The 26,903-nt window shown below is 40.6% G+C and carries 31 protein-coding genes; 21 read left to right on the top strand and 10 right to left on the bottom strand.

Annotated features, from left to right (window positions below):
• Positions 1–4 precede the first annotated feature (4 nt).
• Both AC6H4V_RS10705 and AC6H4V_RS10700 read left to right on the top strand, forming a co-directional pair.
• Complete coding sequence (locus AC6H4V_RS10705; RefSeq protein WP_497606830.1) at positions 5–514, top strand: DUF2393 domain-containing protein; 510 nt, start codon at positions 5–7, stop codon at positions 512–514.
• On the top strand, positions 511–1,071 hold the full coding sequence (locus AC6H4V_RS10700) for a DUF2393 family protein (protein WP_497606829.1): 561 nt from the start codon (positions 511–513) through the stop codon (positions 1,069–1,071). Before AC6H4V_RS10705 ends, AC6H4V_RS10700 begins: the two co-directional genes overlap by 4 nt.
• Here the strand turns inward: AC6H4V_RS10700 and mnmL are convergent.
• From mnmL to AC6H4V_RS10665, 7 genes are all read right to left on the bottom strand, one after another.
• The gene (gene mnmL / locus AC6H4V_RS10695) at positions 1,068–2,027 is read right to left on the bottom strand and encodes a tRNA modification radical SAM protein MnmL/YtqA (protein WP_497606828.1); all 960 of its coding nucleotides are present in this window, start codon (positions 2,025–2,027) and stop codon (positions 1,068–1,070) included. The two genes, AC6H4V_RS10700 and mnmL, sit on opposite strands and share 4 nt — an antisense overlap.
• Positions 2,027–3,382, bottom strand: a complete 1,356-nt coding sequence (gene purF / locus AC6H4V_RS10690) for an amidophosphoribosyltransferase (protein WP_428730354.1) — start codon at positions 3,380–3,382, stop codon at positions 2,027–2,029. Before purF ends, mnmL begins: the two co-directional genes overlap by 1 nt.
• Positions 3,383–3,453: 71 nt before the next feature.
• Complete coding sequence (dapB, locus tag AC6H4V_RS10685; protein ID WP_497606827.1) at positions 3,454–4,221, bottom strand: 4-hydroxy-tetrahydrodipicolinate reductase; 768 nt, start codon at positions 4,219–4,221, stop codon at positions 3,454–3,456.
• A 10-nt stretch (positions 4,222–4,231) separates the two neighbouring features.
• Positions 4,232–5,173 (bottom strand): NAD(P)/FAD-dependent oxidoreductase, encoded by a 942-nt coding sequence (locus AC6H4V_RS10680; protein ID WP_497607932.1) that lies wholly within the window; start codon positions 5,171–5,173, stop codon positions 4,232–4,234.
• A 14-nt stretch (positions 5,174–5,187) separates the two neighbouring features.
• The gene (locus AC6H4V_RS10675) at positions 5,188–5,673 is read right to left on the bottom strand and encodes a hypothetical protein (protein WP_497606826.1); all 486 of its coding nucleotides are present in this window, start codon (positions 5,671–5,673) and stop codon (positions 5,188–5,190) included.
• A 17-nt stretch (positions 5,674–5,690) separates the two neighbouring features.
• Positions 5,691–6,011, bottom strand: coding sequence for a thioredoxin (gene trxA / locus AC6H4V_RS10670; protein ID WP_428730351.1), 321 nt, complete (start codon positions 6,009–6,011; stop codon positions 5,691–5,693).
• A 76-nt stretch (positions 6,012–6,087) separates the two neighbouring features.
• Complete coding sequence (locus AC6H4V_RS10665; protein WP_497606825.1) at positions 6,088–6,867, bottom strand: histidinol-phosphatase; 780 nt, start codon at positions 6,865–6,867, stop codon at positions 6,088–6,090.
• Between the two features lie 82 nt (positions 6,868–6,949).
• Here AC6H4V_RS10665 and AC6H4V_RS10660 point away from each other — a divergent pair, with 82 nt between their 5' ends.
• The 5 genes from AC6H4V_RS10660 to AC6H4V_RS10640 are packed head-to-tail and all read left to right on the top strand — an operon-like array spanning position 6,950 to position 10,878.
• On the top strand, positions 6,950–7,681 hold the full coding sequence (locus tag AC6H4V_RS10660; protein ID WP_497606824.1) for a chemotaxis protein: 732 nt from the start codon (positions 6,950–6,952) through the stop codon (positions 7,679–7,681).
• Positions 7,668–8,960, top strand: a complete 1,293-nt coding sequence (locus AC6H4V_RS10655) for a peptidase U32 family protein (RefSeq protein WP_497606823.1) — start codon at positions 7,668–7,670, stop codon at positions 8,958–8,960. The genes AC6H4V_RS10660 and AC6H4V_RS10655 overlap by 14 nt, the downstream gene beginning before the upstream one ends.
• 55 nt (positions 8,961–9,015) lie before the next feature.
• Positions 9,016–9,510, top strand: coding sequence for a 5-(carboxyamino)imidazole ribonucleotide mutase (gene purE / locus AC6H4V_RS10650; protein WP_497606822.1), 495 nt, complete (start codon positions 9,016–9,018; stop codon positions 9,508–9,510).
• A gap of 21 nt (positions 9,511–9,531) precedes the next feature.
• On the top strand, positions 9,532–10,005 hold the full coding sequence (locus AC6H4V_RS10645) for a DUF3972 domain-containing protein (protein WP_497606821.1): 474 nt from the start codon (positions 9,532–9,534) through the stop codon (positions 10,003–10,005).
• A gap of 15 nt (positions 10,006–10,020) precedes the next feature.
• Positions 10,021–10,878, top strand: coding sequence for a damage-control phosphatase ARMT1 family protein (locus AC6H4V_RS10640; RefSeq protein ID WP_497606820.1), 858 nt, complete (start codon positions 10,021–10,023; stop codon positions 10,876–10,878).
• Here the strand turns inward: AC6H4V_RS10640 and AC6H4V_RS10635 are convergent, their stop codons facing one another.
• The gene (locus AC6H4V_RS10635; protein WP_497606819.1) at positions 10,879–11,325 is read right to left on the bottom strand and encodes a DsrE family protein; all 447 of its coding nucleotides are present in this window, start codon (positions 11,323–11,325) and stop codon (positions 10,879–10,881) included.
• Between the two features lies 1 nt (position 11,326).
• Positions 11,327–11,857 (bottom strand): carboxymuconolactone decarboxylase family protein, encoded by a 531-nt coding sequence (locus tag AC6H4V_RS10630; RefSeq protein WP_497606818.1) that lies wholly within the window; start codon positions 11,855–11,857, stop codon positions 11,327–11,329.
• A gap of 99 nt (positions 11,858–11,956) precedes the next feature.
• Between AC6H4V_RS10630 and glyQ the strand changes: the two genes are divergently transcribed.
• The 5 genes from glyQ to AC6H4V_RS10605 all read left to right on the top strand — a co-directional run bounded on the left by glyQ (position 11,957) and on the right by AC6H4V_RS10605 (position 16,989).
• Entirely contained in the window at positions 11,957–12,838 is an 882-nt protein-coding gene (gene glyQ, locus AC6H4V_RS10625; RefSeq protein WP_497606817.1) for a glycine--tRNA ligase subunit alpha, read from the top strand.
• 76 nt (positions 12,839–12,914) lie between these two features.
• A complete protein-coding gene (locus AC6H4V_RS10620) occupies positions 12,915–13,787 on the top strand; it encodes a DNA adenine methylase (protein WP_497606816.1) in 873 nt (290 codons plus the stop codon).
• On the top strand, positions 13,780–14,736 hold the full coding sequence (locus tag AC6H4V_RS10615; RefSeq protein ID WP_497606815.1) for a DpnII family type II restriction endonuclease: 957 nt from the start codon (positions 13,780–13,782) through the stop codon (positions 14,734–14,736). The genes AC6H4V_RS10620 and AC6H4V_RS10615 overlap by 8 nt, the downstream gene beginning before the upstream one ends.
• A 171-nt stretch (positions 14,737–14,907) precedes the next feature.
• The gene (locus AC6H4V_RS10610; protein ID WP_497606814.1) at positions 14,908–15,657 is read left to right on the top strand and encodes a TRM11 family SAM-dependent methyltransferase; all 750 of its coding nucleotides are present in this window, start codon (positions 14,908–14,910) and stop codon (positions 15,655–15,657) included.
• 54 nt (positions 15,658–15,711) lie between these two features.
• Positions 15,712–16,989, top strand: a complete 1,278-nt coding sequence (locus AC6H4V_RS10605; protein ID WP_497606813.1) for an ATP-binding protein — start codon at positions 15,712–15,714, stop codon at positions 16,987–16,989.
• Positions 16,990–17,045: 56 nt separating this feature from the next.
• On the opposite strand, the gene AC6H4V_RS10600 is transcribed toward AC6H4V_RS10605, so the two are convergent.
• Positions 17,046–17,753 (bottom strand): SDR family NAD(P)-dependent oxidoreductase, encoded by a 708-nt coding sequence (locus AC6H4V_RS10600; RefSeq protein ID WP_497606812.1) that lies wholly within the window; start codon positions 17,751–17,753, stop codon positions 17,046–17,048.
• A gap of 157 nt (positions 17,754–17,910) precedes the next feature.
• On the opposite strand from AC6H4V_RS10600, the gene AC6H4V_RS10595 reads away from it, so the two are divergent.
• From AC6H4V_RS10595 to aguB, 9 genes are all read left to right on the top strand, one after another.
• Positions 17,911–18,906, top strand: coding sequence for an A/G-specific adenine glycosylase (locus AC6H4V_RS10595; RefSeq protein WP_497606811.1), 996 nt, complete (start codon positions 17,911–17,913; stop codon positions 18,904–18,906).
• A complete protein-coding gene (locus tag AC6H4V_RS10590; protein ID WP_497606810.1) occupies positions 18,888–21,125 on the top strand; it encodes an AAA family ATPase in 2,238 nt (745 codons plus the stop codon). The genes AC6H4V_RS10595 and AC6H4V_RS10590 overlap by 19 nt, the downstream gene beginning before the upstream one ends.
• Positions 21,126–21,183: 58 nt before the next feature.
• Positions 21,184–22,056 (top strand): TIGR01777 family oxidoreductase, encoded by an 873-nt coding sequence (locus AC6H4V_RS10585; protein ID WP_497606809.1) that lies wholly within the window; start codon positions 21,184–21,186, stop codon positions 22,054–22,056.
• Positions 22,057–22,066: 10 nt separating this feature from the next.
• The gene (amrA, locus tag AC6H4V_RS10580) at positions 22,067–22,639 is read left to right on the top strand and encodes an AmmeMemoRadiSam system protein A (RefSeq protein WP_497606808.1); all 573 of its coding nucleotides are present in this window, start codon (positions 22,067–22,069) and stop codon (positions 22,637–22,639) included.
• Between the two features lie 13 nt (positions 22,640–22,652).
• On the top strand, positions 22,653–23,438 hold the full coding sequence (amrB, locus tag AC6H4V_RS10575; RefSeq protein ID WP_497606807.1) for an AmmeMemoRadiSam system protein B: 786 nt from the start codon (positions 22,653–22,655) through the stop codon (positions 23,436–23,438).
• Positions 23,435–23,746, top strand: a complete 312-nt coding sequence (locus AC6H4V_RS10570; RefSeq protein ID WP_497606806.1) for a cupin domain-containing protein — start codon at positions 23,435–23,437, stop codon at positions 23,744–23,746. The genes amrB and AC6H4V_RS10570 overlap by 4 nt, the downstream gene beginning before the upstream one ends.
• Positions 23,747–23,787: 41 nt before the next feature.
• Positions 23,788–24,816 carry a DUF475 domain-containing protein gene (locus AC6H4V_RS10565; RefSeq protein WP_497606805.1) on the top strand — a complete coding sequence of 343 codons (1,029 nt, stop codon included), beginning with the start codon at positions 23,788–23,790 and terminating at the stop codon, positions 24,814–24,816.
• 141 nt (positions 24,817–24,957) lie between these two features.
• Positions 24,958–26,034 carry a CNNM domain-containing protein gene (locus AC6H4V_RS10560; protein ID WP_428730609.1) on the top strand — a complete coding sequence of 359 codons (1,077 nt, stop codon included), beginning with the start codon at positions 24,958–24,960 and terminating at the stop codon, positions 26,032–26,034.
• Between the two features lie 11 nt (positions 26,035–26,045).
• Positions 26,046–26,897 carry an N-carbamoylputrescine amidase gene (gene aguB, locus AC6H4V_RS10555; RefSeq protein ID WP_497606804.1) on the top strand — a complete coding sequence of 284 codons (852 nt, stop codon included), beginning with the start codon at positions 26,046–26,048 and terminating at the stop codon, positions 26,895–26,897.
• Positions 26,898–26,903 lie beyond the last annotated feature (6 nt).

Below are 26,903 nucleotides of genomic sequence, written 5' to 3'. Positions count from 1 at the left end.
AGCTATGCAGAGAGTAAGTGAATTTATCCAAAATCTTATCCTTTATGATTATATTCTTTTTGGAAGTTTGTTGGCTCTTTTTCTTCTTTTTGTTATTTTAGGGATTGTTTTTCGCCGTAAACTTTCCCTTGCCCTCTCGCTTATCTTTTTTGCTTTTATGCTGCTCTTAGGCGGTGCAACTTTTGGATATACAGCCATGCATGACTACCTCTTTAAAAATGAGATTACACTTTTAAGTCAGAAAAAACTCTCCTTTACACAAGCAGCAGTTGTCTATGGAACACTCAAAAATCTCTCAGACAGAGACTTTAAAAGCTGCAAAGTAAGCGCAACAGCGTACCGAGTAAGTGGCAATGCTTTGAAAGACTATGTCAGAAGATTAAAGCCTATTGCCAATATGTCGATAGTGGAAGAAGATATCCCTATAGGCGCAGAGCGAGAGATAAAGATAATTATCGACCCATTTACCTATAGTGGCGACTATAACGTGACCCTTGGAGCAGATTGCAGATGAGTACACTTTTTAACTTTTGGCACTACTTAGCTTTTAGTATCGGACTTCTTGTTTTTGTAGGAGGCATTTATCTTGCACTGCAACAAGAGAAAAAAGGCACAGTGGCTGCCATGATATTTTCCGTTACTTTGGTAACGCTTCTAATGTCGGGGCTCTCCATAGCAGTTGTTGACAAATACACAAAAGAGGTCAAGCTTTATAAACTTGAAAACAAGAGAAACCTAAGCACAGAACAGATTAGCTTTAGTGGCATTGTTAAAAATGAGGGAGATTTTGAGATAGGAGAGGTTACTTTTGAGATAAAACTTGTCAACCAAGGACTTGCTTCTGGTGATGTTAAAGCAGGTACGTTTTATAACCCAACAGGTTTTATGAGTTTTCTCGGGCTAACGTCTGATGGCAGTTCCAAAAAAGAGAACAAACCTCAGCAAGTTACTCATAAGTTTGTCGTGGCAAAAAACCTCAAACCAGGACACTCACAAGAATTTAGGGTCTATTTTGACTACCCTCCTTACTTTAAGAGCGTTGCACACTTCGCAAAAGTGTATGCACACTAATACTTAAGCTCTAAGGGTTTTAGTACCGCATTTATCTTTTTTATCTGGCTGTTTTTATCACGACACCACTCGGGTGCTAGAAGAGAGTTATCGTTGATGCCAGCAGTTACTCTTTGCACACTTACACGCTCTGGCTTCATAGTTATCGCCTTTGCAAGCGTGTCAAGATAGAGCTCTTCGCTGATTGGGGTAAATTCACCTCGTATAAAATCATTTGCCAAAGCAGTCTTTTTTACCACATAAAGAGGGTGGTATTTCACAGAGTCAATCCCCCACGTATAAGCCTCTTTTGCGGTATGGAGCATCATCTCTTGCGTCTCATCTGGAAGACCAAAGATAAGATGCCCACAGACATTTAAACCACTTTGCTTTGCTTTTAAAATCCACTCTTTGACATTTGCGCTGTTATGACCACGATTTATTTTTAATAACGTTTCATCATAGACCGACTGGATACCAAACTCTATCCATATCTCTTTTGTTTTGGCAAGCTCTGCTAGATACTCCAACGTCTGCTCTGTTATGCTATCAGAGCGTGTTCCGATGCTAAGCCCAACCACATCAGGAAATGAGAGAGCTTTTTCATAGAGTGCTTTGAGTGTTTCAAATGGGGCATAGGTGTTTGTAAAAGACTGAAAATAGACGATAAACTTTTGTGCTCCATACTCCTCGCGCTGTCTTTTGCTGATGGCTTGAAACTGCATCTCGAGTTGCAAAAGCTGTTTGTCTAGGTTTGGGTTGGATGTGGAGTTAAGGTTGAGATAAAATCCTTTGAGCTCTTGGACTTGATTTGTACTTGCGCTAAAAGAGTCGTTTTCACAAAATGTGCATCCGCCCTTTGCTACCGTGCCGTCTATGTTTGGGCAGGTAAAACCAGAGATATTGATGCCAACTTTGTAAACTTTGCAGCCAAACTTATCTCTAAGGTAGCTACCAAAAGTAAAGATTTGTCTCATTAAACTATGTATTTTCCTGTAAAACAAGCAGTACAGTAGTTGTCCTCTGTCGTGTTTACGCTTCTAAGAAGTGATGCTTCATCCAGATACGCGAGTGAGTCTGCCTCGATAAACTTGCAGATATCGTCTTGGCTCATATTTGCGGCGATAAGTTTTTCTTTGTTTGGTGTGTCAACACCGTAAAAACATGGGTCTGTTGTTGGAGGAGAAGAGACTCTCATGTGAACCTCTTTTGCCCCCGCCTCTTTGAGCATTCTAACGATTCTCTTAGATGTTGTACCACGAACGATAGAGTCATCCACAACGATAACTCTTTTACCTTTGATAACATCTATCATCGGAGAGAGTTTCATCTTTACTTTCAGGTCTCGCATCTCTTGGGTTGGTTCGATAAAAGTACGTCCGATGTAGTGGTTGCGCATAATCCCCATCTCGTAAGGGATACCGCTCTCTTGCGCATAACCGATTGCCGCAGGAACACCACCGTCTGGCACAGGGATAACAATGTCCGCTTCAACTGGCTTGATATGTGCAAGTTCCTTTCCCATCTGTTTTCTTGTCTGGTAAACGCTCTGTCCAAAAACTCTTGAGTCTGGACGTGCAAAATAGACATACTCAAAAATACAGTGCTTTGGAGTTGGTTCAAAAACTTGGATACTCTCAGGTTCTTTGCCTTCATCAAAAACAAGAAGCTCTCCAGGCTTGACGTCTCGTATAAACTCCGCTCCAACAAGGTCAAATGCACACGTCTCGCTTGCAACGATATAGCCGCCGCTTGGAAGTTTACCGAGGCTTAGAGGGCGAAAACCGTGACGGTCACGCATAGCAAACATCTTTGTTCTGCTCAAAAAGACAAGTGAGAATGCACCCTCAATCTTGCCTACAGCATCGATGATTCTGTCAAGAAGTTTTCTCTGTTCGCTTTTTGCTATAAGATGGATAAGGTTTTCTGTATCCATAAAAGTTTGAAAAATCGCACCTTTATCGATAAGTTTGTTTCTAATCTCTTCTGCATTTGTGAGGTTTCCGTTATGGACAATTGCCATCTCACCTAAGTCGTATCTTGCAAAAACAGGCTGTGCATCAAGGATAGAGTCATCCCCTGCAGTAGAGTAGCGAGTATGCCCAATAGCGCTTGAGCCTCTTAGTGTTTCGAGTTTTTTCTCATCAAAAACACGCATAACCAGACCGCGCTTTTTGATAGTTTGAAGTTTTGTTCCATTTGAAGAGCTGATTCCCGCTGCTTCTTGACCACGATGCTGAAGCGCATGCAGTGAAAAATAAGCTAGTTTAGAAGCCTCTTTATTACCATAGATTCCTACAACCGCACACTTTTCATTTACATCTTCTCGCACTTTTTTCTCCTTGAGAATAATTAATGGAATTATACTCAAACCAAATTAAAATTTGACTTTGACAAAAACCTTTAAATCCCTAAACAATCACCGATTGAGTATAAACCAGCCTCTTTGTCAACAAGCCATGAAGCCGCTCTGATAGCGCCCTTGCTAAAGGTATTTCTTGAAGTTGCAGTATGGTTAAGCTCTATAAATTCGCCATCATTATAAAAACCTACCGTATGACGCCCGACGATGTCTCCGCCACGAAGTGCCATAACGGCAATCTCATCTTTGCTTCTCTCGCCAATGTTTCCATCGCGCCCGCTTATGCGTACTTTTTCAAGAGCCAACCCTCGCCCAGTGGCAGCTGATTCGCCAAGAGTGAGTGCTGTGCCGCTTGGAGCATCTTTTTTATGGCGATGATGCATCTCCACTATCTCGATATCAAAATCTTTAAGCGCTGCTGCTGCTTGATGGACAAGTTTGTTAAGAAGTGCTACACCCAAAGACATGTTTGTAGCGTAGAGAATCGGCATATTTTCACTTGCCTGTTTTAAAAGATTGAGCTGATGCGCATTTAAACCCGTTGTTCCAATGACGAGAGGTTTTGGAATCTCAAGAACTGCTTCAAGCATGACCTCAGTTGCTTCAGGAAGTGAGAAATCGATGACGATATCACACCCATGAAGAAATGATTTTATGTCTGTGGTAACCAAAACAGAGGGGTCGATAGAAAAGTCAAGACTATTTCTCACATAAACTGAACTAAGGCTTATCTCTTGTGTAGCTTTAAGATCATCCAAAAGAAGCTTTCCAACCCTGCCATTTGCCCCAAAAACACCAACTCTTACCATTTTTATCCCTTTAATGATTTAATAACTCGTCAACATAAGCAATCGCTTGAAGTGCAGCAACTGCACCATCACCCGCTGCACAAACAACCTGTTTTGGAGCAGCGATGCGCATATCTCCCGCTGCAAAAAGACCTTTTGTCGATGTTTTCATACTGATGTCAACAACAACCTCTCCATTTTTACTCATCTCACACAAAAAGCTTCCATCCTCTTGTATAAGTGTCTGGTTATTGACATCGTTGCCAACAAACGTAAAGACCCCTGGGACTTTAATATCACGAATCTCACCACCACTCGTCTCAACCAAGATGCCTGCAACACCCATATTGTCGCCATAAACCTCTTTTGGTTTTGCATTAAGCACAAGTTCGATGTTTTGAGTTTTTTTTACTCTCTCAACTGTATTTGGAGCTGAGCGAAATGTGTCGCGTCTGTGGATAAGATAGACTTTTGAGCAGAGTTTTGCAAGGTAGAGTGCCTCTTCAAGTGCGGTATCGCCGCCGCCAACAACTGCAACCTCTTTTCCTCTGTAGAAAAACCCGTCACAAGTAGCACACGTACTTACACCTCTTCCAAAAAGCTCATCCTCGCCTGCAAAACCTGCACGTCTAGGAGATGAACCAGTACAAACGATAACGCTATACGCTTCACTTATCGTGCCATCTTCTTTATGGATTTTGAAGATATCACCCTCTTTGCTGACACGTGTTACGGTAATCATGTCATGCTTTAGTCCAAATTTTTGGCACTGTGCGGGCCACGGTATCATCAAATCCATACCACTAATCTCGCCTGTTACACCAGGGTAATTTTCTATCTCAGAACTTTGCGTTATCTGCCCACCTGGCATACCTTTTTCAAACATAACAACGTTGCTTAGTCCGCCACGTGTTGCATAAAGCCCAGCTGTTAGTCCAGCGGGTCCACCACCGATAATTGCGCAATCTAAAATCATATATATTCCTTTTAAATATCTTTTATTATGGTTGATAATTCATTCAAATTATCGAGTTTTCGTATCATACTATCTTGTTTATAAATCTGCTCTTTTGTTTTTTTGATAAGAAAAATAGATGGGGATTCGTAGATATTAAAGCGCTGAATAAAGCTAAGAGAGGTCTTCGTTCCAGACCTTAAAAAGATAGTATTTTGCGTATTTTCGAATGCTTCATTGTAGTAGTCGATGGCTATGATTTTGTGATTAAGTTTTGTCTGTGCGAGGAGTTTTGGAACGTCTCTCTCTTTAGAAGAGAAAAAAACGACGATATACGTATCTTCACTTGGTGCAAAAATATCTTTTTGCTCATAAAAAACAAACTCTTTAAAGTCTATGAACTTATACTCTGAAAATTTGTAGTTGAAGTAGGCAAATGCAGCAGCAATCATAGCTGCGCCAAAGAAAGAGGCTAGAAGAGTGGAGAGGGAAAAGAGACTTTTGCCTCTTGGACTCACCGTGCCACTCTTTGTAATTACGCTAAAAGTGCGTCGATTTTTTGTGCAAGAGCAGCTTTTGACTGTGCTCCAACAACTTGATCTACCATCTTGCCATCTTTAAAGAACATGATAGTAGGGATAGAGCGGATACCAAATTTTACTGCGATTTCTTGCTCTTCGTCTGTGTTTACTTTACAGATTTTTGCTTTGCCATCGTAGTCATTTGCTAACTCTTCGATAACCGGAGCTATCATACGGCAAGGTCCACACCATGGTGCCCAAAAATCAACCAAAGAGACACCTTCGTTTAGTGTAGCTTCAAAATCTGCGCTAGTTAACTCTATATATTTTCCCATTGTAATTTCCTTCTCGTTTTAATTTCGTGCATTATACAAACCTAACTCTTTAAAGTTGCTTTGTTTGGTAAAGTAGCTAGAAATTTATAAATTCTCTTTTTCTGTCTCTATAAATAGCGCATTGGGTAAAACCTAACTGTTTTGCCATTTCGGTTGTCTCTTTGGAGTAAAGACCGACTTGTTCGGGTTTATGCGCATCAGAAGCGAAAGTGATGGGAATATCTAACTTTTTAATCTCTTGAAGCAGTGAGACAGATGGGTAGGCTTCGCCGATTGGTTTTCTAATGCCTGCCACATTGATTTCAACACTCATATCGGATTCTTTGATGGCAAGAAGTGCATTTTTGGCGATGGCGTTTATCTCTTTTTTTGGCATGTACTTGAAAATCTTGATGAGGTCTAAATGAGCGACGATATCAAAAAGTCTGCTCTTTGCCATCTCTTCTATGGCGTCAAAATATTTTTGCCAAATTGCATCTATGTCTTGGTTTTGATAATTACCTATGAACTCTGGGTTGTCAAATCCCCACTCCTCTATAAAGTGCACAGAGCCGATAAGATAGTCCACATTGGCATTTAAAACTCTCTCGTCCATATGCCCTTTAAGATAGTCCACTTCGTACCCTAAGAAAATCTCTATCTCTTTTGCGTACTTTTTTTTCGCTTCAAGGATGCTCTGTTCGTATGCTTGCATCTGGTGAAAACCGATGCGGTACTGTTCATCAAAATCCATAGGCGCATGTTCTGAAAAACCAAAATAGTGTATGCCGCATCTGATGGCTTGTTCGATGTACTCAGAGATTTCACCCTCTGCATGGTTGCAAAGTTTTGTGTGGTTGTGCAGGTCAGCTATCATCGCAGTTATTCCAATTTTTATATATTTTTATGATATTATAGTGACAAAAAAGAAATTATTTTAGAGATATGGAGAATGGATTATGACTCAGGAAGAACTCGATGCTTTAATGAGTGGCGGATTTGATGATATGGAAACTCTAGAAGAAGAGGAAGAGACCCCTTTAGAAGAAGCTCTAGAAGAAGAGAGTGAAGTGTTTGAAGAGGAAGAAGAGGTTACTAAAAAAGTTCCTGATGCACCTGCAGGTTATAGCAAAGAGACAGCGCACCACTGGCCGATGCCTGCAACAGATGAGAACAAAATGGTTCATCAGCTTGATGATGTCACACGTGAGAGTGAAGAGAAAGCAAGCGAGATTTTTGATATCATTGATGGCGTTTCAAACCAATTGATGGAGGGCGAGGGCTCTCTTGGTAGTGTTATAGAAGCACTTGAGAGCAACATCGCTCTTTTTACAACGCTAAGTAAAAAATTTCCTGATGTTGCAGCTTTTGGAGTGCAGCTAGAGAAAAACAGCACTGCTTTAGATGAGGCAAACCAGATTCTTGAAACACTTCAATCAAGCGGCGAATCCATCATGAGTGTTATGGATATCATGCAGTATCAAGATATCCATAGACAAAAGATAGAACGTGTTATCAATGTTATGCGTGCACTCTCCAACTATATGAACTCTCTCTTTGAGGGTCGCATCGAAGATAAAAAAAGAGTCTCTTCTGCACAACATATCGTGGGTGATACGCACAATGAGCTTGCATCCAATGAGGATATAGAAGCACTTTTGGCACAGTTTGGAAGCAATGCAAAAGGTTGAATTGTTATCTCCGGCGGGGACGCTTGAGAAGTTAAAGATAGCTATAGATTTTGGTGCGGATGCGGTGTATGGCGGAGTGAGCCACTTCTCTTTGCGCATTCGTTCGGGAAAAGAGTTTAGTTTTGAGGAGTTTGAAGAGGGGATTGCGTATGCGCATGCCAGAGGCAAAAAAGTATATGCTACTATCAATGGATTTCCTTTTAACTCACAGTTAAATCTTCTTAAAAAACATATATTAAAGATGGCAGAACTTGCTCCTGATGCTTTTATCGTTGCTACTCCAGGGGTTTTAAAACTCTGTCATGAACTCGCACCTCAAATGCCTCTGCACCTCTCCACGCAGGCAAATGTTATGAATGTTTTGGATGCAAAAGTCTATGCTGATATGGGGGCTACACGTATTATCACGGCTAGGGAAATTTCGCTTCGTGATTTGGTGGAGATAAAAAAAGAGTTGCCTGAGTTGGAGCTTGAAGTTTTTGTTCATGGGTCGATGTGTTTTGCCTACAGCGGGCGATGCCTTATCTCTACACTTCAAAGCGGGCGTGTGCCAAATCGTGGCAGTTGCGCAAATGACTGCCGTTTTCCTTATGAGATGTATGCGGCAAACCCTGAAACAGGAACACTCTTTAGGCTTGAAGAGGATGAGGGTGTTGGAACGTACATCATGAACTCAAAAGACCTCAATCTCGCTTCACATATCAAAGAGATTTTGGACACGGGTGCGGTGGACTCTATAAAAGTAGAGGGGCGTACAAAAACAGCTTACTATGCCGCAGTGACGGCAAAAGCGTACCGCATGGCGATAGATGACTACTACAACGGCGTAAATGATATAGAAAAGTACCAATACGAACTAAACTCTTTGCAAAATCGTGGTTATACGGATGCGTACCTTATCTCAAGACCTTTTGAGAAGCATGACACCCAAAGCCTTGACTTTACGATGCAGCTTGGAACGCATCAGGTAAGCGGACAGGTAGAAGAGGATGGGGAGTACTTTTTGTGCAAGTACAAAACGCTTCCAAATGATGAGCTTGAAATCGTCGCACCGCTTGGCTCGGTTATAGAGACGGTGGACAATGAGATAGGCACAACGTACGAGAGAGATGGCAAAATGTACCTCAAACTTAAACAGTTGGTAGCGCAAAACAAAAAGGTGTGGGATGAGGTACATAGCGGCAACACAAACCCTATAAAGCTCCCGACGAAGCTCCCACCATATACATTTTTGAGGATTCCTTCTCATCCGGATATGGGGACTTATCCAAAAGCATAAGCTCAGTTAATAACCTATGTTATAATCATTTATCAAAAAAAAGGAAAGAGAAAAGATGAAATTTGTATCAATAGTTATAGGCAGCAGAAGTGATTATGAGATTATGAAATCTTGTTCAGATACGCTAGAAGCGTTTGGTGTTAAGTATGAGATGGTTATCTCATCTGCTCACCGCTCACCTGAGAGAACAAAAGAGTATATAGAAAAGGCTGAGAAAAAAGGCGCGCAGGTTTTTATAGCGGCGGCTGGTATGGCTGCTCATTTGGCGGGTGTTTTGTCTTCTAAAACGGTAAAGCCTATTATCGGTGTTCCTATGAGTGCTTCGGCTTTAAGCGGCATCGACGCTCTTTTATCTACCGTGCAGATGCCTGCTGGAATGCCTGTTGCTACAGTTGCTATAGGAAGAGCAGGGGCGATAAACTCGGCATATTTGGCTATGCAGATACTCGCACTTGAAAATGAAGAACTGGCAGTGAAACTCAAAGAAGACCGCATCGCAAAAGCGAAAAAAGTTGAGATGGACTCGTTGGAGATAGAGACGATTATCTAATTGTTGCATAAAAGGGTTGGCATGAAGTGGATGCGTGATGAAGAGTATATGGAGTTGACGGGGCTGGATATCTCTGCTATTGATGATTTGGCAGACAGAGGCAAACTAACATTGAAAGTGGAGAACGGTATCCGCTATATTGACCCCTCAAAAGGTACAAAAGAGGTTGTTCCGGTACAGCTTAGAGAGCTCTCCGCTCATAGCTCAAAAGAGATGTTGGTACAGCCGCAATTTGTCGAAAAAACCATAGGCACTATCATCAACCTTCATGAAAAAGTGCTTGATGCAAAGGATGAAACGCTCAAAGCGGTGCGTGTTGAAAACGAGTTTTTGCGTGAAGCACTTGCCTCTTTGCAAGAGCTTTATGATGAAGACAGAAAAACCATCCACACGCTTCAAGAACAGCTCAAACTCTCACAGCAAGAGGTTGAGTTTATGCGCAGAAAATATAAACTTATGTGGAACAAAGCTATTGACGAACATACCGACAGATAGCAGATATTTTACAGTATGACGATTGACGACGCTTGTGTTAGCTGCATAATCAACCAAAGTGTAAGGGTGGCAAACGCCATCCACGCTTCTGCTCCACTTACAGAGGAGCTCAAATCCACCGTTACGAAAATGAGCGAATCCTTCTCTTATGAAGAGACTCCCCCTGAAATCGCCTCTTATGTTTATGAAGAGATGGCTCGCATCGCCCAGAAAGCCGACCTTTATGATGAAGTAAAAGCTCTCTCCACTAAAAAAGCTCTCTCTTTTGTTCCGTTTTTAAACGAGCATATTTCTTCCTCTCAAGATAAACTTCTTATAGCTACCAAAATAGCAGTAGCAGGCAACGTGATAGACCTAGCCGCTGAGGTGGAGTTTGACTTGGATGAAGAGTTGCAGAAGATATTTCATACCGATTTTGCACATGATGATTTTGCGCTCTTGCGAGAAAAACTCAGCAGTGCAAAGCGTGTTTTGCTTATAGGGGATAATGTCGGAGAGCATATCTTTGACTATCTTTTTTTAGAGACGCTAAGAGAACTTTATCCAAATACAAACTACTTTTATATGGTCAGAGGCAATCCAATCATAAACGACGTTACTATGAAAGAGGCGCTTGAAGCTGGGTTTGACAAAATTTGTGAAGTAGTCAACAGCGGTGTCAATACCCCAGGATTTGCCTATAACCGTGCAAATGAGTATGCAAAAGAGCTTTTTGAGAGTGCAGATTTGGTGATAAGCAAAGGAATGGGCAACTACGAGTGTATGAGCCCATCGCATAGAAGCGACATCTGTTTCTTGCTCAAAGTAAAATGCGGAGTTGTCGCCGCCTCCTTGCAAAAAGAGGTTGGCGACATCATCTGTAAAATGGTTTAGTTACTCAAACACCATCAGTGCATAGCCGTTGTTTTGGTAGGAGATAGTCTCCAAAAAGCTATTTGGCGATATCTTTATGGATGGGAGTACATCTTCTTTTGGAATGGTATTGGCGTTGAGACTCATAGCACAAACGGTAATCTCCACCCCTCTTTTTGCTAGTTTTTGAAGCTGTTTGTGTGAGAGTTCGGCTGCTTTGAGGCTGTTTTCATCCAGATAGGTCTCATCATAGTTTTTCGAGACAATCGGCGCGCAACTACCATGAATGGTGATGGCAAATTTCGCACTATCGCCCTTTTGCTCGATCATATCCAACGTTCTCTCCACAAGTACCATACGGCTTGCGATGTAGGAGATATCTTTAGCATTGCAGTTAAAAACCGCCTTGTACTCTTGTGCCAAAGCAGAAGCAGCGAGTGCTATGAAGAGTAGAAAAAAGCGCTTCATGTTACTGCCCAAGCCCAAAAACATTTGAGAGTGTGTTGATGTAGTTGAAGTAGCCCGTGATAGCCACTGCTTCTAAAACCTGCACATCGCTATATCCTAACTCTTTGAGAGCATCTATATCTTCTTTTAGGATTTTATAGTTATCTTTTTGTGCCGCTCTCAAACAAAAGCGTAAGAGTGCTTTGCCTTTTTCGTCGGTTTCAACTGCCTCAACGCCTTGTAAAATCTTCTCTATCTTCTCCTCTGAGAGTCCAAGCATTTTTGCTATGCTTTTGTGGACATCCACGCACATTTTGCATCCGTTTTCTACCGAAACAAGAAGTGCGATAGCCTCTTTGATGTCGTAAGAGAGGGTCGTTTGGTTGAGTAGATAGTTTTGTACCATCATGTCAGTTGCAAAGTAAACTTTCTCATCTACCGCTAAAAGCTTGAAAATATCGCCTAGTTTTCCTGTTTTTTCCAGTATAGGAAGCGCTTTTTCTTGGATAGCGGGACTCATCTGTTCAAATTCGGGTAGCTCTATGTGTGCCATTTTTGTTCCTTGATTTTTTCTGTATTATAGGGTTTGTATCTTAGTTTTGGATAAAGCAACGCTTTGTTATAATGGCGCAATTTTTTACAAGAGGTTTTTATGATAACTTTTAGCTCCATGCTCCTAAAACTACAAGAATTTTGGATGAATCAAGGGTGCAATATCGTCCAGCCTTACGATATTCCTGCCGGTGCAGGGACATTTCACCCCGCTACATTTTTACGCTCACTAGATTCTACTCCATGGTCGGTCGCATATGTAGCACCGAGTCGCCGCCCGACAGACGGAAGATACGGCGAAAATCCAAACCGCCTTGGAAGCTACTATCAGTTTCAAGCACTTATCAAACCATCTCCAGATAACATTCAAGAGCTTTACTTAAAGTCGTTGGAGTATCTCGGGCTTGATGTCAAAAACCACGATATTCGCTTTGTGGAAGACAACTGGGAGTCGCCCACACTTGGCGCATGGGGACTTGGCTGGGAAGTTTGGCTCAACGGCATGGAAGTAACGCAGTTTACCTACTTCCAACAAGTAGGCGGCATAGAGTGCAATCCCGTAGCAGTCGAGATAACATACGGAACAGAGCGACTTGCGATGTATCTACAAGGAGTGGACACTGTTTTTGACATCGTTTGGGGTGAAAATGAGCATGGAAAAACGCTTTACCGCGATGTTCACAAAGAGGCAGAGATAGAGTTTAGCAAGTATAACTTTGAAGTGGCGGACACGGCGATGCTCTTTGCTGAGTTTAACGCAAAAAGCGAAGAGTGCTTGAGAACGCTAGAAGCTGGACTTCCTCTTCCCGCATACGACTTATGCATGATGGCAGCAGGAACTTTCAATGTACTTGACGCCAGAAAAGCCATCAGCCAAACTGAGAGACAAAACTATATCTTAAAAATCCGAGAGCTGGCAAAAGGGTGTGCGGAGCTTTATAAAGCACAGGAAGTTGAGAGAAACAAGAGGGTTAATGGGTAAAAATATGGCAAATTGTCATATTTTTGATATGTTTTTGAAATAACCTGCTAAACTTTTTGTAATTAGAGGAGTTAAGATGACCGCACCGATAAACCAACACAACCTTACAAAGTATCAACCGTTTGTAAAATGGGTTGGCGGTAAAAGAGGTCTGCTTTCTCAAATCATCCCGCTTATACCAAAAGAGTTTAATAACTATTTTGAGCCATTTGTCGGTGGTGGAGCTTTGTTTTTTGAGCTCTCTTCACTTGGGCTTTTAAAGGGTAAAAAAGTTTATTTATTTGACATAAATGCGGAACTTATTAACGCTTATCATGTTGTCAAAAACAGTCCAACTGAACTTATAAAAAGCCTAAAAAAATTTCAAGAAAAACACTCAAAAGAGTTTTATTATGAAACCAGAGCTTTAGACAGAGAAGAAAACTTTTCAAAAAAGAGTGATATTTTTAGAGCTACAAGATTTATCTATCTAAACAAAACATGTTTCAATGGACTCTACAGAGTAAATAGCAAAGGCTATCACAATGTACCGATGGGAAGCTATAAAAATCCAAATATTTGTGATGAGCTTGTAATTTATAACGCTAGTGAAGCCTTGCAAAATGCAATCATTTTAAATACCTCATACAAAGATGTTATACTCCATACTTCACAAGATGATTTCGTCTATTTTGACCCTCCCTACTATCCACTTACCATAACATCTAGCTTTACATCGTATAGTGAATTTTCCTTTTTGGAAAAAGAGCAGATTGAACTTTTTAAGGTTTTCAAAGAGCTAGATAAAAAGAGCTGTAAAGTGATACACAGTAATTCTAATTCTGATTTTATAAAAAAATTATATTGCGAGTTTTGCGTTGGAGAGATTCGAGCGAATAGATTTATAAATAGTAAGAGTAGTGGGCGTGGTAAGATTAGTGAAATTTTAGTAAGGAGCAATTATGAATGATAAAAATTATTTTACTTTAAGCATAGATGAAAAGAAAGAAATTTTTATAAAAAGTTTAGTATCTACAAATAGGGGATTTAATTTCTATGTTGACTGGAAGAATGCAAAACTACCTAAAAAGTTTGAAATTGAATTTAATGCGTTAAATACACTGATACATGTTGATGATAGTGAATTTAAAGTAAAATTTAAAACATTAGTATCAAAACTACCAACCGTAATACAATTATTTCCATTGTTATTTGCCTTATCTAAAAAAGAAAGAGAGCATATTTGGAAAGGAAAAGAAATTTTAAACATACTTGAAGATGTTGATTTAAGTAAGGATGCTTTGGAGTATGATTTTAATATTGAAAAACTATCCAATGAGGACATGGAAAAGTATTACAATTTATTTACAAAAATAGGATTGAAATACTTATTTCAAAACTTGCTCGAAAAAAATGTTTTAGATTATGTTGTTGGTGTTTTAGTAGGATTAGATTCAAACAGCAGAAAAAATAGAGGTGGGAAATCTTTTGAATTAGCCTGTGAACCGATAATAAAAAAAATATGTGAAAAATATTCTATAGAATTATTGACACAAAAGCAGTTTAAATATTTAGAAGAAAAATACAATATTCAAGTTGATAATAATATTGCAAATAGAAAAGCAGATTTTATGCTAATAAAAAATGGAAAAATCATAAATATTGAGGCAAATTTTTATTTTGATTCTGGCTCAAAACCTGAAGAAATAATAGATTCATATTCTAATCGACAATATGAATTAAAGCAGAATAATATAGAGTTTATATATCTCACAGATGGCATTAGATGCTGGGGGAATGCAGACAAAAATCAATTAACCAAGGGTTTTAAAACAATTAAATTTATAATAAATTTTCATATGCTAAAAGAATTTTATTTTGAAAGCATTATTAGGGAAATATTTAATATAGAAGATTAACATGTAAATATTCATTAATAATTATATAAAAGCATGACAAATTGCAATATATTTTAATTTTTACTACTCAATTTGATATTATATATCTAATATTATTTGAGGATAAAGCCATGAAAAAAACCTATTATGAATCGCTTTATATGGTAAAAATTGAAGTTTTAGGATTTAATAATGCAAAAAATTAAAAAACTCCAACCAGAAAATTTTGAGCAAGAGTGTACAACTGTTTGGAGTTTTGCTCGTCGTGGGAATTGGGCTACGCATAACTCAAAATATAGAGGAAATTGGGCTCCTGAAGTTGTGCGAAATCTTCTTTTGAGATACTCAAGCGAGAGAGACTGCATTTTAGACCCGATGATTGGTGGCGGAACTACTGCGGTAGAGTGTAAACTTTTAAATCGCCATCTTTTGGCACTGGATATAAATCCACATGCAATAGAATTGACTAAAAAAGCACTTGAATTTGAGTGTGAATACAATCCAAAAATAAGGGTTGAGCTTAATGACGCAAGAGATTTATCGCTTCTTAAAGACGAAAGTATCGACTTTGTTTTAAACCATCCGCCTTATGCGGATATTATAAAATATAGTGAAAAACAGATTGAGCAAGATCTCTCAAATATACATGACTTGGAAAAATTTTGCGACGAGATGGAAAAAGTAGCGTATGAGCTTTATAGGGTTTTGAAAAAAGATAAATATTGTGCCATTTTGATAGGCGATACAAGAAGAAATAAGATGTATCAGCCTTTGGCATTTATGGTTATGCAGAGGTTTTTAAAAGTTGGGTTTGAGCTTAAAGAGGACATTATCAAACAGCAACATAACTGCAAGGCTACGGGGTTTTGGGTAAAGAAAAGCAAGGAAGCAAATTTTTTGCTTATCATGCATGAACATTTGTTCGTATTAAAAAAAAGCTAAAAATCTTAAAAATAGTGTATTATTAGGAATACACTCTTTATTTAGGAAATAAATATGGATTCAATTCTTTTAGAAGATAATGCACATTGGGTAAATCAGAGCATATACGGTGATTTTGTCTCAAGAGAAATTTTAGATAAAGCTCTGAAATATCTTGGTGCAAAAGAGATTTTGGCTCTTGTGGGGGCTAGACGCGTAGGGAAGAGTACTTTGGCAAAATTGCTTATTCGCGAGCTGTTAAAGAGCGTTGAAGCAAAAAATATATTTTTTATCAATTTGGAAAAACCGGAATTTATACCATACAAAGATGATGCTTCGTATCTTGGAGTGATTTTTGATGCGTATCTAAAACTTGCAAATCCAGACATGCAAAGCAAAATATATTTTTTTATAGACGAGGTGCAAATTTTTCAAAATTGGGAAATCTTTGTAAAATCAAAATATGAGAACTTCAATATCAAATTTATCATAACTGGCTCAAATGCATCGCTTTTAACTTCAAACTATGCAGCCGTTTTAACGGGCAGAGTGCTGAGACTTGAGATACATAGTTTTCATTTTAGGGAATTTTTACATTTCAAAAAGATAGATTTTTCCACGAAAATTCAAAGAACAGTAAATAAAATCGAGATAAGCAGAGCTATGGATGAGTACCTTAAATGGGGCGGATACTACTCAGTGATGTCAAATAACGATGAGATGCTAAAAAAAGAGTATCTCAAAAGTGTGGCAGAAGATATCATACTCAAAGATATAGTTCCAAGATACAACATAAAAAGCTCTCAAATCATAAGAGACCTCTTTTATTATCTTGTTTCAAATGCTGCAACTACGCTAAACTACAGTTCATTGGCTAAAAAACTTGGTGTTGATCCAAAAATGATAAAAGAGTACATCGGCTATTTTGAAGATAATTTTTTAATCCATACAATTTCTGCATACCACGATAAACTGACCTCGCAAATAAAATCTGCTAAAAAACTCTATTTGAGCGATAACGGGTTTTTAAATTTAGGAGTAAACAGAACTAAAAATCTAGGGACAGCCTTGGAAAATCTGGTGTTTAACGAACTCTACAAAAAAGATGAAAAAGTTACATACAGGAAAGGTAATCAAGAGGTCGATTTTTATACGCAAAAGAGATTGTATCAAGTAGCATATGATATAAGTGATGAAAAAACAAAAAAGAGAGAGTTAAACGCTTTTGGAGAGTTTGAAAAAGAGGATGATGGATGTATCTTGATAACTTATGATACAAATGAAACAACCCTCGGTGTGGAAATAGTAAGCATAGATAAATTTTTGCTTGAGGCTGATGAGGATTTCAGATAGTGTGTGTTTTTCCTGCATGGAGTAAGAGTAAAAACAAGAGGGTTAAGGCGTAAACCTTAACCTGCTACTGACATGGCAAAATCCGCTTCTACCCCTTGTGGGTCGGCTATAAGTCTCTCTTGTATCATCTTTGCAAAGCCATCTGGGAATATCTCAAATTCTCTCTTTGCAACACACTTTAAGACCTCTTTTGCTATATCCATTGGGTCTGCTTTTGGCATGTCGGCTCCCTTGGTTAGCCTTGTGTCAATTGGTCCTGGAAAAACCTCATATACTTCGCTTCCGTAGGCTTTAAACTCTGCTCTGAGGGCTTGTGTAAAGGAGTGAAGCGCGCTTTTTGAGATGGAGTACTCAGCCATGATGGGGAGGTTGCAAAGTGCTACGATGGATGAGATGTTGATGATTTGCATCTTATGCTCTTTGGCGTACTCAAAGTAACTTTTGCAAAGATTTGCCGTCCCTTTGTAGTTTACATCCATATCATTGGAGTTTGTGCTAAAAATTCTTCCATTTGAGTTTACTCCCGCATTGTTGATCAGCACGTCTATATCATTGGCTTTCTCTCTTGCAGCCTGCAGTGAAGAAGTATCTGTGATATCAAGTTCTAAGAGTTCAATACTGTCTCTATTTTCAAAACTCTCAAGCGTCTTTATATCTCTTGCTGCCGCGTATATCTTTTTTGGATTTTGTTCCAAAAGAGCCTCTATAAAAGCATTTCCAAGTCCACCGTTTGCACCTGTTACTAAAATTGTTTTGTTTTGCATAGTTTATCCTTTAAGTAAATGAACTGCGATGGTAGCATAAAAAGGTATCTTGATTTTAGGTGAGTATGTAGGTTTGCTTTTTTATCTTAAGTAGGGCATATTTTTTGTAAAATCACTTTTTATAAAACAACTCTTTTTGCCAACAAAGGAACCATTTTTGCAACCAAAAAATCTTCATAGTGTGCATCAATCACTTCTTTTGTGGTATAAAAAAAACGGTAGGCATGACCTGCCTTGGCGGAATGCTTCGGATGTTTATCATGTCTATTTGAGTGAGGTGATGTTACAGCAGACGCAGGTAAAGCGGGTGTTGGAGGAGTACTATTTTCCTTTTTTAGCGCGATTTGCTACGCTTGAAGCACTTGCAAATGCACCTTTGGAGGAGGTTTTTGCACTTTGGAGCGGGCTTGGGTATTACAGAAGAGCCAAAAATCTTCATGAGAGTGCAAAGCTTTGTGGGGGTGTTTTGCCTCGTGATATTGCGCAGTTGCTACAGCTTCGAGGGGTGGGCAGATACACGGCGCATGCTGTGTGTAGTTTTGGATATGGCGATGCGGTGGGTGTGGTCGATACCAATATTGCACGTGTGCTTAGGCGCTATTTTGGGCTTAAAGAAGCCAAAGAGGCGCAGTTGTGGGAGGCGGCGGAGCTTTTTTTAAACAGAACTTCCCCGACGCATCACAACCTCTCGCTTATGGATTTGGGCTCGCTCGTTTGCTTGCCAAAAGCGCCGCTTTGCCATGCGTGTCCGCTTGAGACGTCGTGCAGAGCGGTAAAAGAGATAGAGGCTTATACGCAAACACAAAAGAAAAACTATAGCGAGAAAAATCTCTTTTTTGGGATGTGCGTGGATGGAACAAAGGTGGCGATGTGCCACTCAGATGGGGGCATGTACAAAGATATGCTCACACTTCCTCCGCTGCAAGAGCGTGCTTGCAGAGAAGAGGCTTTGGTGGGGAGTTTTAGGCATAGTGTGACAAAATACCGTCTGCATATCTATCTCTATCGTGTTGCTATACATGAACTCGGGGAGGTTGTGTGGGTCGATGCGTCGGACTTTGCCTCGCTTGGTGTCTCTTCCATGACAAAAAAAGCACTACGGCTCTATGCAGATACGATGAAAAAGGAGAAGCGTTGCACCAAACACTTTTAGGTCAGATTGACAAAATCCTTTTTGAAGAAGAGGCTTTTTTTATAGCCGTTTTAAAGAGCGGCGAGAAGATAAGCGGCTCTTACTACGAGAGCGCGGTTTCACACTTAAAAGATAGTGCCGTTACGCTCAAAGGGGAGTGGGAAGAGCATAAAAAGTATGGAAAAACTTTTAAGTTCGAGCAGATAAAAGTGAACCAAAATGAGCTTTTTTTCTTTTTAAACAAAATCATAAAAGGGTTTACAAAAAAGCTTACCGCCGAGCTTATAGAGCATTTTGGAAATGAGGGGCTTGTTGAGGTTTTGGACAATGACATTGAGCGGCTTTTGGAGTTTAGCGGTATCAAAGAGAAGAAGCTTAAAAAGATACAAACTTCATGGAAAAAGTTTCGTTCCATGCGCAACATCGGCGAATTTCTTGCACCTTATGATGTTTCTGCCGCACTTTTGACAACCATTGCAACGGCGATGCGTGACGTGGATGCGCCGTGTGAGAAGATAAAAAACAACCCTTATATTTTAACCTCCATCAACTCCATTGGGTTTAAAAGAGCCGATGAACTCGCACTCAAGATGGGCGTAAAAAGGGATGATGAAAACCGCATAGGCTCGGCTATGGACTATCTGCTTTTAAACTATTGCGAACAGCAAGGCAACTCATGCGTGGCAAAAGAGATACTTTTTGGCGAACTTGATGCGCTGCTACTTTTTAGTGACAAAAACTACCTCTATGAGGCGATTTTAGTGGAGAGGGTAAGCGAGGGAAGCATCGTTTTGATGAAAAATAACCGCCTCTCTCCCGCACGGCTTTACGATGCGGAGAAGTTTTTGTATGATGAGTTTAAGCGAAGAGCAAAGCTGGATAACGGCGGTTTTGTGAAAGACCTTGACGCATTTTTAAAAGAGAGCCAACTGCAACTCGGCGAGCAGCAAAAAGAGGCAGTGCAAAAGATAAACGACGGCGCATCTCTGCTCTTTTTGGTTGGTTACGCGGGAACGGGAAAGAGTACGACATCCAGAACCATCCTCAACCTTTTAAATACAAAGTACGACAAAAAAGAGATTATTACTTGCGCTCTTAGCGGTATAGCATCGCAACGCATCGCCGATACGACGGGCTACGAGAGTGCGACTATTCAGTCTTTGTTGGTAAAGTTTGAAGAGAGAGATGAGTTCCCATACTCGGTTGTTTTGATAGACGAAGCCTCTATGATAAACTCCTCTTTATTTGCAAGATTGATAAGAAAAGTGAGTAAAAATGCGGTACTTATAGTCGTCGGCGACGATGCACAACTCCCTCCCATCGGTGCGGGAAATATTTTAAGCGATGTTTTGACGCTCTCTCTTGCACCCATAGTAAAACTGACAAAGATTTACAGGCAGAGTGAAGACAAAGCCATAACGGTTATCGCAAACGATGTGCGAACGGGCGTTGTGCCTGAGTATAAAAGAGAGTATGAGGATTTTGAGTTTATAGATATCTCCATGCAAAACTACTATGCGCTTAAAAACCAACTCACTCAAAAAGAGCTGCAAGAGTTCAGGGAAGAGAACTCGGCGCAAATCGTAGCGCAAATCGCCCACAAAGTTGTGGAGTCGATAGCAAAAGCAAGATACAGACTAAACAACAAGCAGATAAAAGAGTATCTCAACTATTTTCAGGTCATTACCCCAATGAAAGGCGGCACTTTGGGGGCAGCCAACTTAAATATAGTTTTGCAGGAGTACTTCAACCCAAACCCTAAAAAGTGCGTAAAAAAAGGTGGCGTAGAGTTTCGGCTTATGGATAAAGTGGTGCATACCAAAAACGAAAATATGACTTCATGGAGTAGTGAGGGGTACAAAAACGGCGAAGATGCCGCACAAAGACGTATATTTAACGGTATGAGCGGACTTCTTTTTAAGATAGAGGAAGAAGATGAACAAGTGTTCGTATTTTACCCAAACGAGGATGTAGTGGTTGTTTATGAGTATGAAGAGTTGAAAAGTCATCTTATGCTCTCCTATGCGCTTACCATCCATAAGGTGCAGGGGATGGAGTATGACATCGTTGTCATTCCCATGAGCTTTTCGCACTTTATCATGCATAACACAAAGCTTATCTATACCGCTATCACGAGAGCCAAACACCGCTGTATCGTTATCGGGGAGAGCATGGCATTTGAGAGTGCGTGCAGGAAACTTGAAGTAACGGCAAGAGATACCGTGCTTTTAGAACTATAAGCTCCGCTTTAGAAGAGTGGATTTATAATCTACGTAAATATCAAAAACGGAGTACGGCATGGCATCGGGAAATAGACTTAAAATCGCCATTTGTGGCAAGAGTGGGTTGGTTGGCTCAAAGCTTGAGAGCTATTTTACTTCACAGCACAATGATGTCGTGGGTGTCAACGTCAGAGGCGGTGTGAGTGCCGAGGATGTGGCGGCGCAGATAGAGAAGTGCGATATTTTGATAAACCTAAGCGGTGCTACGATTTTGGCACGCTGGAGTGATGCGTATAAAAAAACGCTTTATGAGAGCCGCATAGACACGACAAAAAAGCTTGTCGATGCCATAGGATTTTGCAAAGAGAAGCCAAAACTCTTCTTAAACGCTTCAGCGGTTGGGATTTATGCCTCAGATGTGGTGCATGATGACGATTCGACTGATTTTGCGGATGATTATTTGGCGCATATCTGCAAAGACTGGGAGGCAGAAGCGGCAAGAGCAGGTGAGTTTGGCGTGCGCAATGTGCAGATGCGATTTGGCGTCATTTACGCCAAAGAGGGCGGCGCACTTCAAAAAATGCTTCCACCTTTTAAGTTTGGTTTAGGTGGTAAAGTGGGCAGCGGTGAGCAGATGGTTTCGTGGATACACATTGACGATTTGGTAAAAGCGGTGCAGTTCATCATTAAAACGCCAGATATGAGTGGCTCTGTCAACTTTTGCGCGCCCTATCCGCTGAGCAACCAAGAGCAGACGGAAGTTATGGGAAGAGTATTGCATCGCCCCACACTCTTCCCTCTTCCTGCATTTGTACTCAAGCTTATCTTTGGCGAAGGTGCGGCAGTTATGCTTGACTCAAAAGAGATTTACCCATCTAGGCTCACGGAACATGGATTTGTTTTTGAGTATGAACGTTTTGAAGATGCACTCAAAGAGATAGTGCGCTAAAGGAGAAAAGATGCTTGACCCCGTTTTGCTGCAAATCGCAAAAACTGCGATACTTGAGAGGTTTCATACCTTTTACAAGATAGACAAAGAAGCTCTTTATAAGGCTTATCCGTTTTTAGAGGAGCAGGGTGCTACTTTTGTAACGCTCAAGTATGACCACCATTTGCGAGGCTGCATAGGCTCTCTTGTGGCGCACAGAACGCTTCTTGAAGATGTGATTTCCAATGCATGCTCAGCGGCATTTCAAGACCCAAGATTTCATCCTCTGCATGAGAGAGAGTTGTCAAATATCTCCGTTGAGGTCTCTGTTTTGAGTGTGCCTCAGCTCTTAGAGTATGATGACTTTGAGGATTTGCTCCAAAAAGTCGTGCCAGACATCGATGGGCTTATCTTGAACCACAAAGGACAACAGGGGACATTTTTGCCCCAAGTATGGGAGGAGCTCAAATCGCCAAAAGAGTTTTTGGAGCATCTCTGCATGAAAGCGGGTCTAAGTCCCATCATTTTTGAGGAGCATCCCTCTATCTACAGATACCGTGTAGAGGCGATAGAAGATAGTTTTGATGCTATCGAAGCGTTGTAGAGAAGGAGATTTTATGCGACGAGAGATGAGTGTCAGCGGTACTTTCTATCCATCAAGAGCGTTGGAGTTGGAGCGATATTTTGAGCATTTTAGCAAGATGTATGATGAAGTATCTCTCTTGCCTGATGTTAAAAGCAGAGCGGTGATTGTGCCACATGCGGGGTATGTCTATTCAGGTTACACTGCAAATATCGCTTACAGGGTTTTACAAAAAAGCGGTATTAAAACGTTCGTTGTCATTGGTCCTTCTCATAGAGTCGCTTACGAGGGGGTTAGTCTTTGTGGTTTTAGTGCGTACGACACCCCATTTGGTTCCATAACCGCCGCAACAGAGCTCTCACAAAGCCTCAAAGAGAGATTTTCTCTTCTTTGTCATCTTGAAGCACACGCGGAACATAGTACAGAGGTGCAGTTCCCCTTTATAAAATACTATTTCGAGGAGGCTTCTCTTCTTGAACTCGTGTACTCCCACATGAACCCACACGCGCTTAGCGAAATAGTCGATTTTCTCTTAAGCAAAGAGGATGTCGGCGTGATTATCAGCACTGATTTGAGCCATTTTTATGCACTAGAAGAGGCATTAAAGCTTGATACTATCTGTCTGGAGGCGGTAAAAGAGCTGGATGTTGGCTTGCTTCATAACGGCTGCGAGGCGTGCGGACGCATAGGAGTAGAAGCGATGCTCCTGAGTGCCAAAAAACTCGGCTTACATCCACATATCCTTGACCACAGAACAAGTGCAGATGCAAGTGATGATACAAGCAGAGTTGTGGGCTACGTAAGTGCCTGTTTCGCATGAACAATATCTTCAAAAACATCCCAGCATCGCTTCCTGATGAATTTTTTGAGGAGATTGTCGTTGCGCGTGGCATGAAGATAGAGCGTATCATCTCTTATGGACACACAACACCACCAGACAAATGGTACGACCAAAACAGAGATGAGTGGGTAATGGTGCTTAGAGGCGAAGCGGTACTCTCCTTTTTTGATGGGGACGATGTGAGGATGAAAGAGGGCGACTACATTACCATCCCCGCACATCAAAAACATCGTGTTTCATGGACAAAACCGGATGAAGAGACTCTCTGGCTTGCCGTTCATTACTAAATCAAGATAGAATTGCGAAATTATTTGTCTTAGGAGACTGTTTGAAACACTTTAGATTCTCTTTTATTTTTACCTTTTTTGCGCTTCTTATCGCTGCGTGGTGGGGGTATAAACTCGGAGGTTGGGTCAATGCGCTCAACCTTGTTATGATTGCTGTGATTTTAAGCCTTATGGAGGTTTCCCTCTCTTTTGATAACGCCGTTGTAAACGCTTCCATCCTAAAAACATGGGATGAGTACTGGAAAAAGCTCTTCTTGACGGTGGGTATTTTGGTGGCGGTCTTTGGTATGAGACTACTTTTCCCGCTTGTTATCGTCGGTCAAACGGCCGATCTGTCTCTTTTGGAGGTCTGGAACCTCGCGCTTGACAACCCGAGCGAATACTCCAACAAACTCATAGCCCATCATGCCGAGATTTCGGCTTTTGGAGGGATGTTTTTGCTTCTTGTTTTTCTCAACTTTATGCTTGATGAGGAGAAGAGCGTTCACTGGTTTGAGGTTATAGAAAAGAGGCTTGGGCTTTTGGGTAAGATAGAAGCTATCTCCATTTTTATCTCTTTAGTTGTCTTGCTCTCTTTTAGCTCTTTCGTGGACGAAGCACATAAACTCGCTGTTCTTGTAGCGGGGCTTTGGGGAATCGTCATCTATGTAGGCGTTGATATTATCGGGCATATTTTAGAAAAAGAGGAGAGTGATACCTCTGTTACAGATATTGTGAAAAAGGGGAGTATAGGCGGTTTCTTGTACCTTGAAGTGCTAGATGCCTCTTTCTCGTTTGACGGTGTTATCGGTGCATTTGCTATCACAAAAGATATCGTTATCATCATGGTAGGACTTGGCATAGGAGCGATGTTTGTAAGGTCTTTGACTATCTACTTAGTCGAAAAAGAGACACTAGACTCCTACATCTACCTAGAACACGGCGCACACTATGCGATCGGTATTTTGGCGTTTATCATGCTCTTTGGCATGAAGTTTCATATCCCTGAGCTATTTACAGGACTCATCGGTATCGCATTTATCGTTCTTTCACTCTACTCTTCGCTCAAGTATAAAAAAGCCTCTTCTTAAAGAGGCTCAAATACCCTATGAAACCAAGTAGTAATCTAATTGTGCTATAATCTTTTTCTAAAAAATCCAAAGGAAATTTCTAATGACCCAAAGCGACCCAGCCTCGCGAAGTTTTAACCCTTCTTGCATAGGAGCGATTCTATGACACTGCTGATAATTTATCTCTCAATCGCCATTCTTATCTCGTTTCTCTGTTCTGTTTTAGAGGCAATTTTACTCTCAAGCACCAATTCTTACATCGAGAGTTTGTCCAAAGATCATGATGAAACACTTGTAAATAAGCTTAAAAACTTAAAAGCAAATATTGACAAACCGATATCTTCCATCCTTACCGTAAATACCTTTGCGCATACTATGGGTGCAGCAGGTGTTGGTGCACAGGCACAGATTCTTTTTGGTGAAGAGTGGCAAGCTCTTGTAGCTTTTGTTGTGACACTGTTGATTTTATATCTTTCAGAGATTATTCCTAAAACCATTGGTGCGCTTTACTGGAAGAAGCTTTTGGTTCCTGCAGCTCATGTTATCTCTTTTATGGTTGTTATCACAACTCCTTTTACATGGGTTTCATCGTTTCTAACAAACTTTATCTCTAGAAATAAAAAACATCAGAGCAATTTCTCAAGAGATGAGATTATGGCGGTTGTCGCAATGGGAGAGAGAGAGGGAACTATTCTTAGCAAAGAGAGTGACCTTATAGAAAATCTTTTAAAGCTTAAAAATATAAAAGCCAAAGATATCATGACTCCAAGAAGTGTTGTCTTTTCTATGCCTGCATCTACGACCATAGAAGAGGCGGTAGAAGATGACCGTATGTATATACACTCTCGTATTCCGGTCTATAAAGATACGCTTGATGATGTTATCGGAATCGTTTTTAACCAAAGGATTCTTGAAGAGAGCAATGAAGATAACGACAAGATTACCCTAGAGAGTATCTCTCATGAGGTGCATATGGTTTCAGAAAATATACCTGTACCAAACTTGATAGATATGTTTGTCAAGAAAAAAACACACCTTTTTGTAGTTTTTGACAGTTACGGACAGACTTCCGGTGTTGTCACGCTTGAAGATGCGATTGAGACACTTTTGGGTGTTGAGATAGTCGATGAGATGGACGAGATAGAAGATATGCAGGTTTTTGCAAAAGACAGAAGCAAAAAATTTCAAGACCGTATGCGTGTTGAGAGAAAAAAAATCGAAAAAGCAAAGTTGATTTAGCGGAGAGCAAGATGGTAAAAGTAAGCGCGATTCAGATGCAAATGAGCGAAGATAAAGCTGCAAATGTAGCAAAAGCTGAAATGATGGTGCGTGAAGCGGCACAAGGTGGCGCACAAATTATCCTTTTGCCTGAACTTTTTGAAGGCTACTACTTTTGTAAAGATATGGATGAGAAGTACTTCTCATGGGCAACGCCTCTTGAGGGAAATGCTCTTGTAGCACGTTTTAGCGCACTTGCAAAAGAGCTAAAAGTTGTTATTCTTATCAGCTACTTTGAGAAGAGCGATGAGGGGTGTTTTAACTCTTTAGTCGTTGCCGATGCAGATGGAAGCGTGATGGATAACTACCGTAAAACGCATATTCCCGATGGTCCAGGGTATGAGGAGAAGTTCTACTTCAAAGCTGGAAATACAGGCTTCAAAGTTTACGACACAGCGTATGCAAAGATAGGCGTGGGTATCTGCTGGGATCAGTGGTTTTGCGAAACAGCAAGAGCTTTAACGCTGATGGGTGCGGAGATTATTTTTTATCCGACTGCCATCGGAAGCGAACCTGAAATCCATCTTGACTCCAAAGAACATTGGCAAAGAGTGCAGATGGGTCATGCCGCAACAAATACCGTTCCCGTCGTTGTTGCAAACCGCATAGGCGAAGAGAGAGGCGAAACATGTACGCTGAACTTTTACGGCTCATCGTTCATTACAGACTACACGGGCGCAAAAATCGCTGAAGCCTCAAGAGATAAAGAAGAGATACTTTTTGCCGATTTTGACATTGTGGAGAACCAGAAGCAACGACACTACTGGGGACTTATAAGAGATAGACAACCCTCGGCATATGCAGAGGTTTGTAAACAACACTAAAAAGGA

It is taken from the genome of Sulfurimonas lacustris, from assembly GCF_059705355.1.
This window is presented reverse-complemented; position numbering and strand designations above follow the sequence as displayed.

What these genes read in the sequence shown, in the direction of transcription:
- purE (WP_497606822.1), top strand. Translation starts at nt 9,016, where the DNA reads ATGAAATTTGTATCAATAGTTATAGGCAGCAGAAGTGATTATGAGATT.
- AC6H4V_RS10570 (WP_497606806.1), top strand. Translation starts at nt 23,435, where the DNA reads ATGAACAATATCTTCAAAAACATCCCAGCATCGCTTCCTGATGAATTT.
- AC6H4V_RS10620 (WP_497606816.1), top strand. Translation starts at nt 12,915, where the DNA reads ATGACCGCACCGATAAACCAACACAACCTTACAAAGTATCAACCGTTT.
- AC6H4V_RS10600 (WP_497606812.1), bottom strand. Translation starts at nt 17,753, where the DNA reads ATGCAAAACAAAACAATTTTAGTAACAGGTGCAAACGGTGGACTTGGA.
- amrB (WP_497606807.1), top strand. Translation starts at nt 22,653, where the DNA reads ATGCGACGAGAGATGAGTGTCAGCGGTACTTTCTATCCATCAAGAGCG.
- AC6H4V_RS10635 (WP_497606819.1), bottom strand. Translation starts at nt 11,325, where the DNA reads ATGAAGCGCTTTTTTCTACTCTTCATAGCACTCGCTGCTTCTGCTTTG.
- AC6H4V_RS10655 (WP_497606823.1), top strand. Translation starts at nt 7,668, where the DNA reads ATGCAAAAGGTTGAATTGTTATCTCCGGCGGGGACGCTTGAGAAGTTA.
- AC6H4V_RS10705 (WP_497606830.1), top strand. Translation starts at nt 5, where the DNA reads ATGCAGAGAGTAAGTGAATTTATCCAAAATCTTATCCTTTATGATTAT.
- aguB (WP_497606804.1), top strand. Translation starts at nt 26,046, where the DNA reads ATGGTAAAAGTAAGCGCGATTCAGATGCAAATGAGCGAAGATAAAGCT.
- dapB (WP_497606827.1), bottom strand. Translation starts at nt 4,221, where the DNA reads ATGGTAAGAGTTGGTGTTTTTGGGGCAAATGGCAGGGTTGGAAAGCTT.
- AC6H4V_RS10610 (WP_497606814.1), top strand. Translation starts at nt 14,908, where the DNA reads ATGCAAAAAATTAAAAAACTCCAACCAGAAAATTTTGAGCAAGAGTGT.
- AC6H4V_RS10665 (WP_497606825.1), bottom strand. Translation starts at nt 6,867, where the DNA reads ATGATAGCTGACCTGCACAACCACACAAAACTTTGCAACCATGCAGAG.
- AC6H4V_RS10605 (WP_497606813.1), top strand. Translation starts at nt 15,712, where the DNA reads ATGGATTCAATTCTTTTAGAAGATAATGCACATTGGGTAAATCAGAGC.
- AC6H4V_RS10640 (WP_497606820.1), top strand. Translation starts at nt 10,021, where the DNA reads ATGACGATTGACGACGCTTGTGTTAGCTGCATAATCAACCAAAGTGTA.
- AC6H4V_RS10660 (WP_497606824.1), top strand. Translation starts at nt 6,950, where the DNA reads ATGACTCAGGAAGAACTCGATGCTTTAATGAGTGGCGGATTTGATGAT.
- AC6H4V_RS10560 (WP_428730609.1), top strand. Translation starts at nt 24,958, where the DNA reads ATGACACTGCTGATAATTTATCTCTCAATCGCCATTCTTATCTCGTTT.
- AC6H4V_RS10585 (WP_497606809.1), top strand. Translation starts at nt 21,184, where the DNA reads ATGGCATCGGGAAATAGACTTAAAATCGCCATTTGTGGCAAGAGTGGG.
- mnmL (WP_497606828.1), bottom strand. Translation starts at nt 2,027, where the DNA reads ATGAGACAAATCTTTACTTTTGGTAGCTACCTTAGAGATAAGTTTGGC.
- AC6H4V_RS10645 (WP_497606821.1), top strand. Translation starts at nt 9,532, where the DNA reads ATGAAGTGGATGCGTGATGAAGAGTATATGGAGTTGACGGGGCTGGAT.
- AC6H4V_RS10615 (WP_497606815.1), top strand. Translation starts at nt 13,780, where the DNA reads ATGAATGATAAAAATTATTTTACTTTAAGCATAGATGAAAAGAAAGAA.
- glyQ (WP_497606817.1), top strand. Translation starts at nt 11,957, where the DNA reads ATGATAACTTTTAGCTCCATGCTCCTAAAACTACAAGAATTTTGGATG.
- AC6H4V_RS10700 (WP_497606829.1), top strand. Translation starts at nt 511, where the DNA reads ATGAGTACACTTTTTAACTTTTGGCACTACTTAGCTTTTAGTATCGGA.
- amrA (WP_497606808.1), top strand. Translation starts at nt 22,067, where the DNA reads ATGCTTGACCCCGTTTTGCTGCAAATCGCAAAAACTGCGATACTTGAG.
- trxA (WP_428730351.1), bottom strand. Translation starts at nt 6,011, where the DNA reads ATGGGAAAATATATAGAGTTAACTAGCGCAGATTTTGAAGCTACACTA.
- AC6H4V_RS10630 (WP_497606818.1), bottom strand. Translation starts at nt 11,857, where the DNA reads ATGGCACACATAGAGCTACCCGAATTTGAACAGATGAGTCCCGCTATC.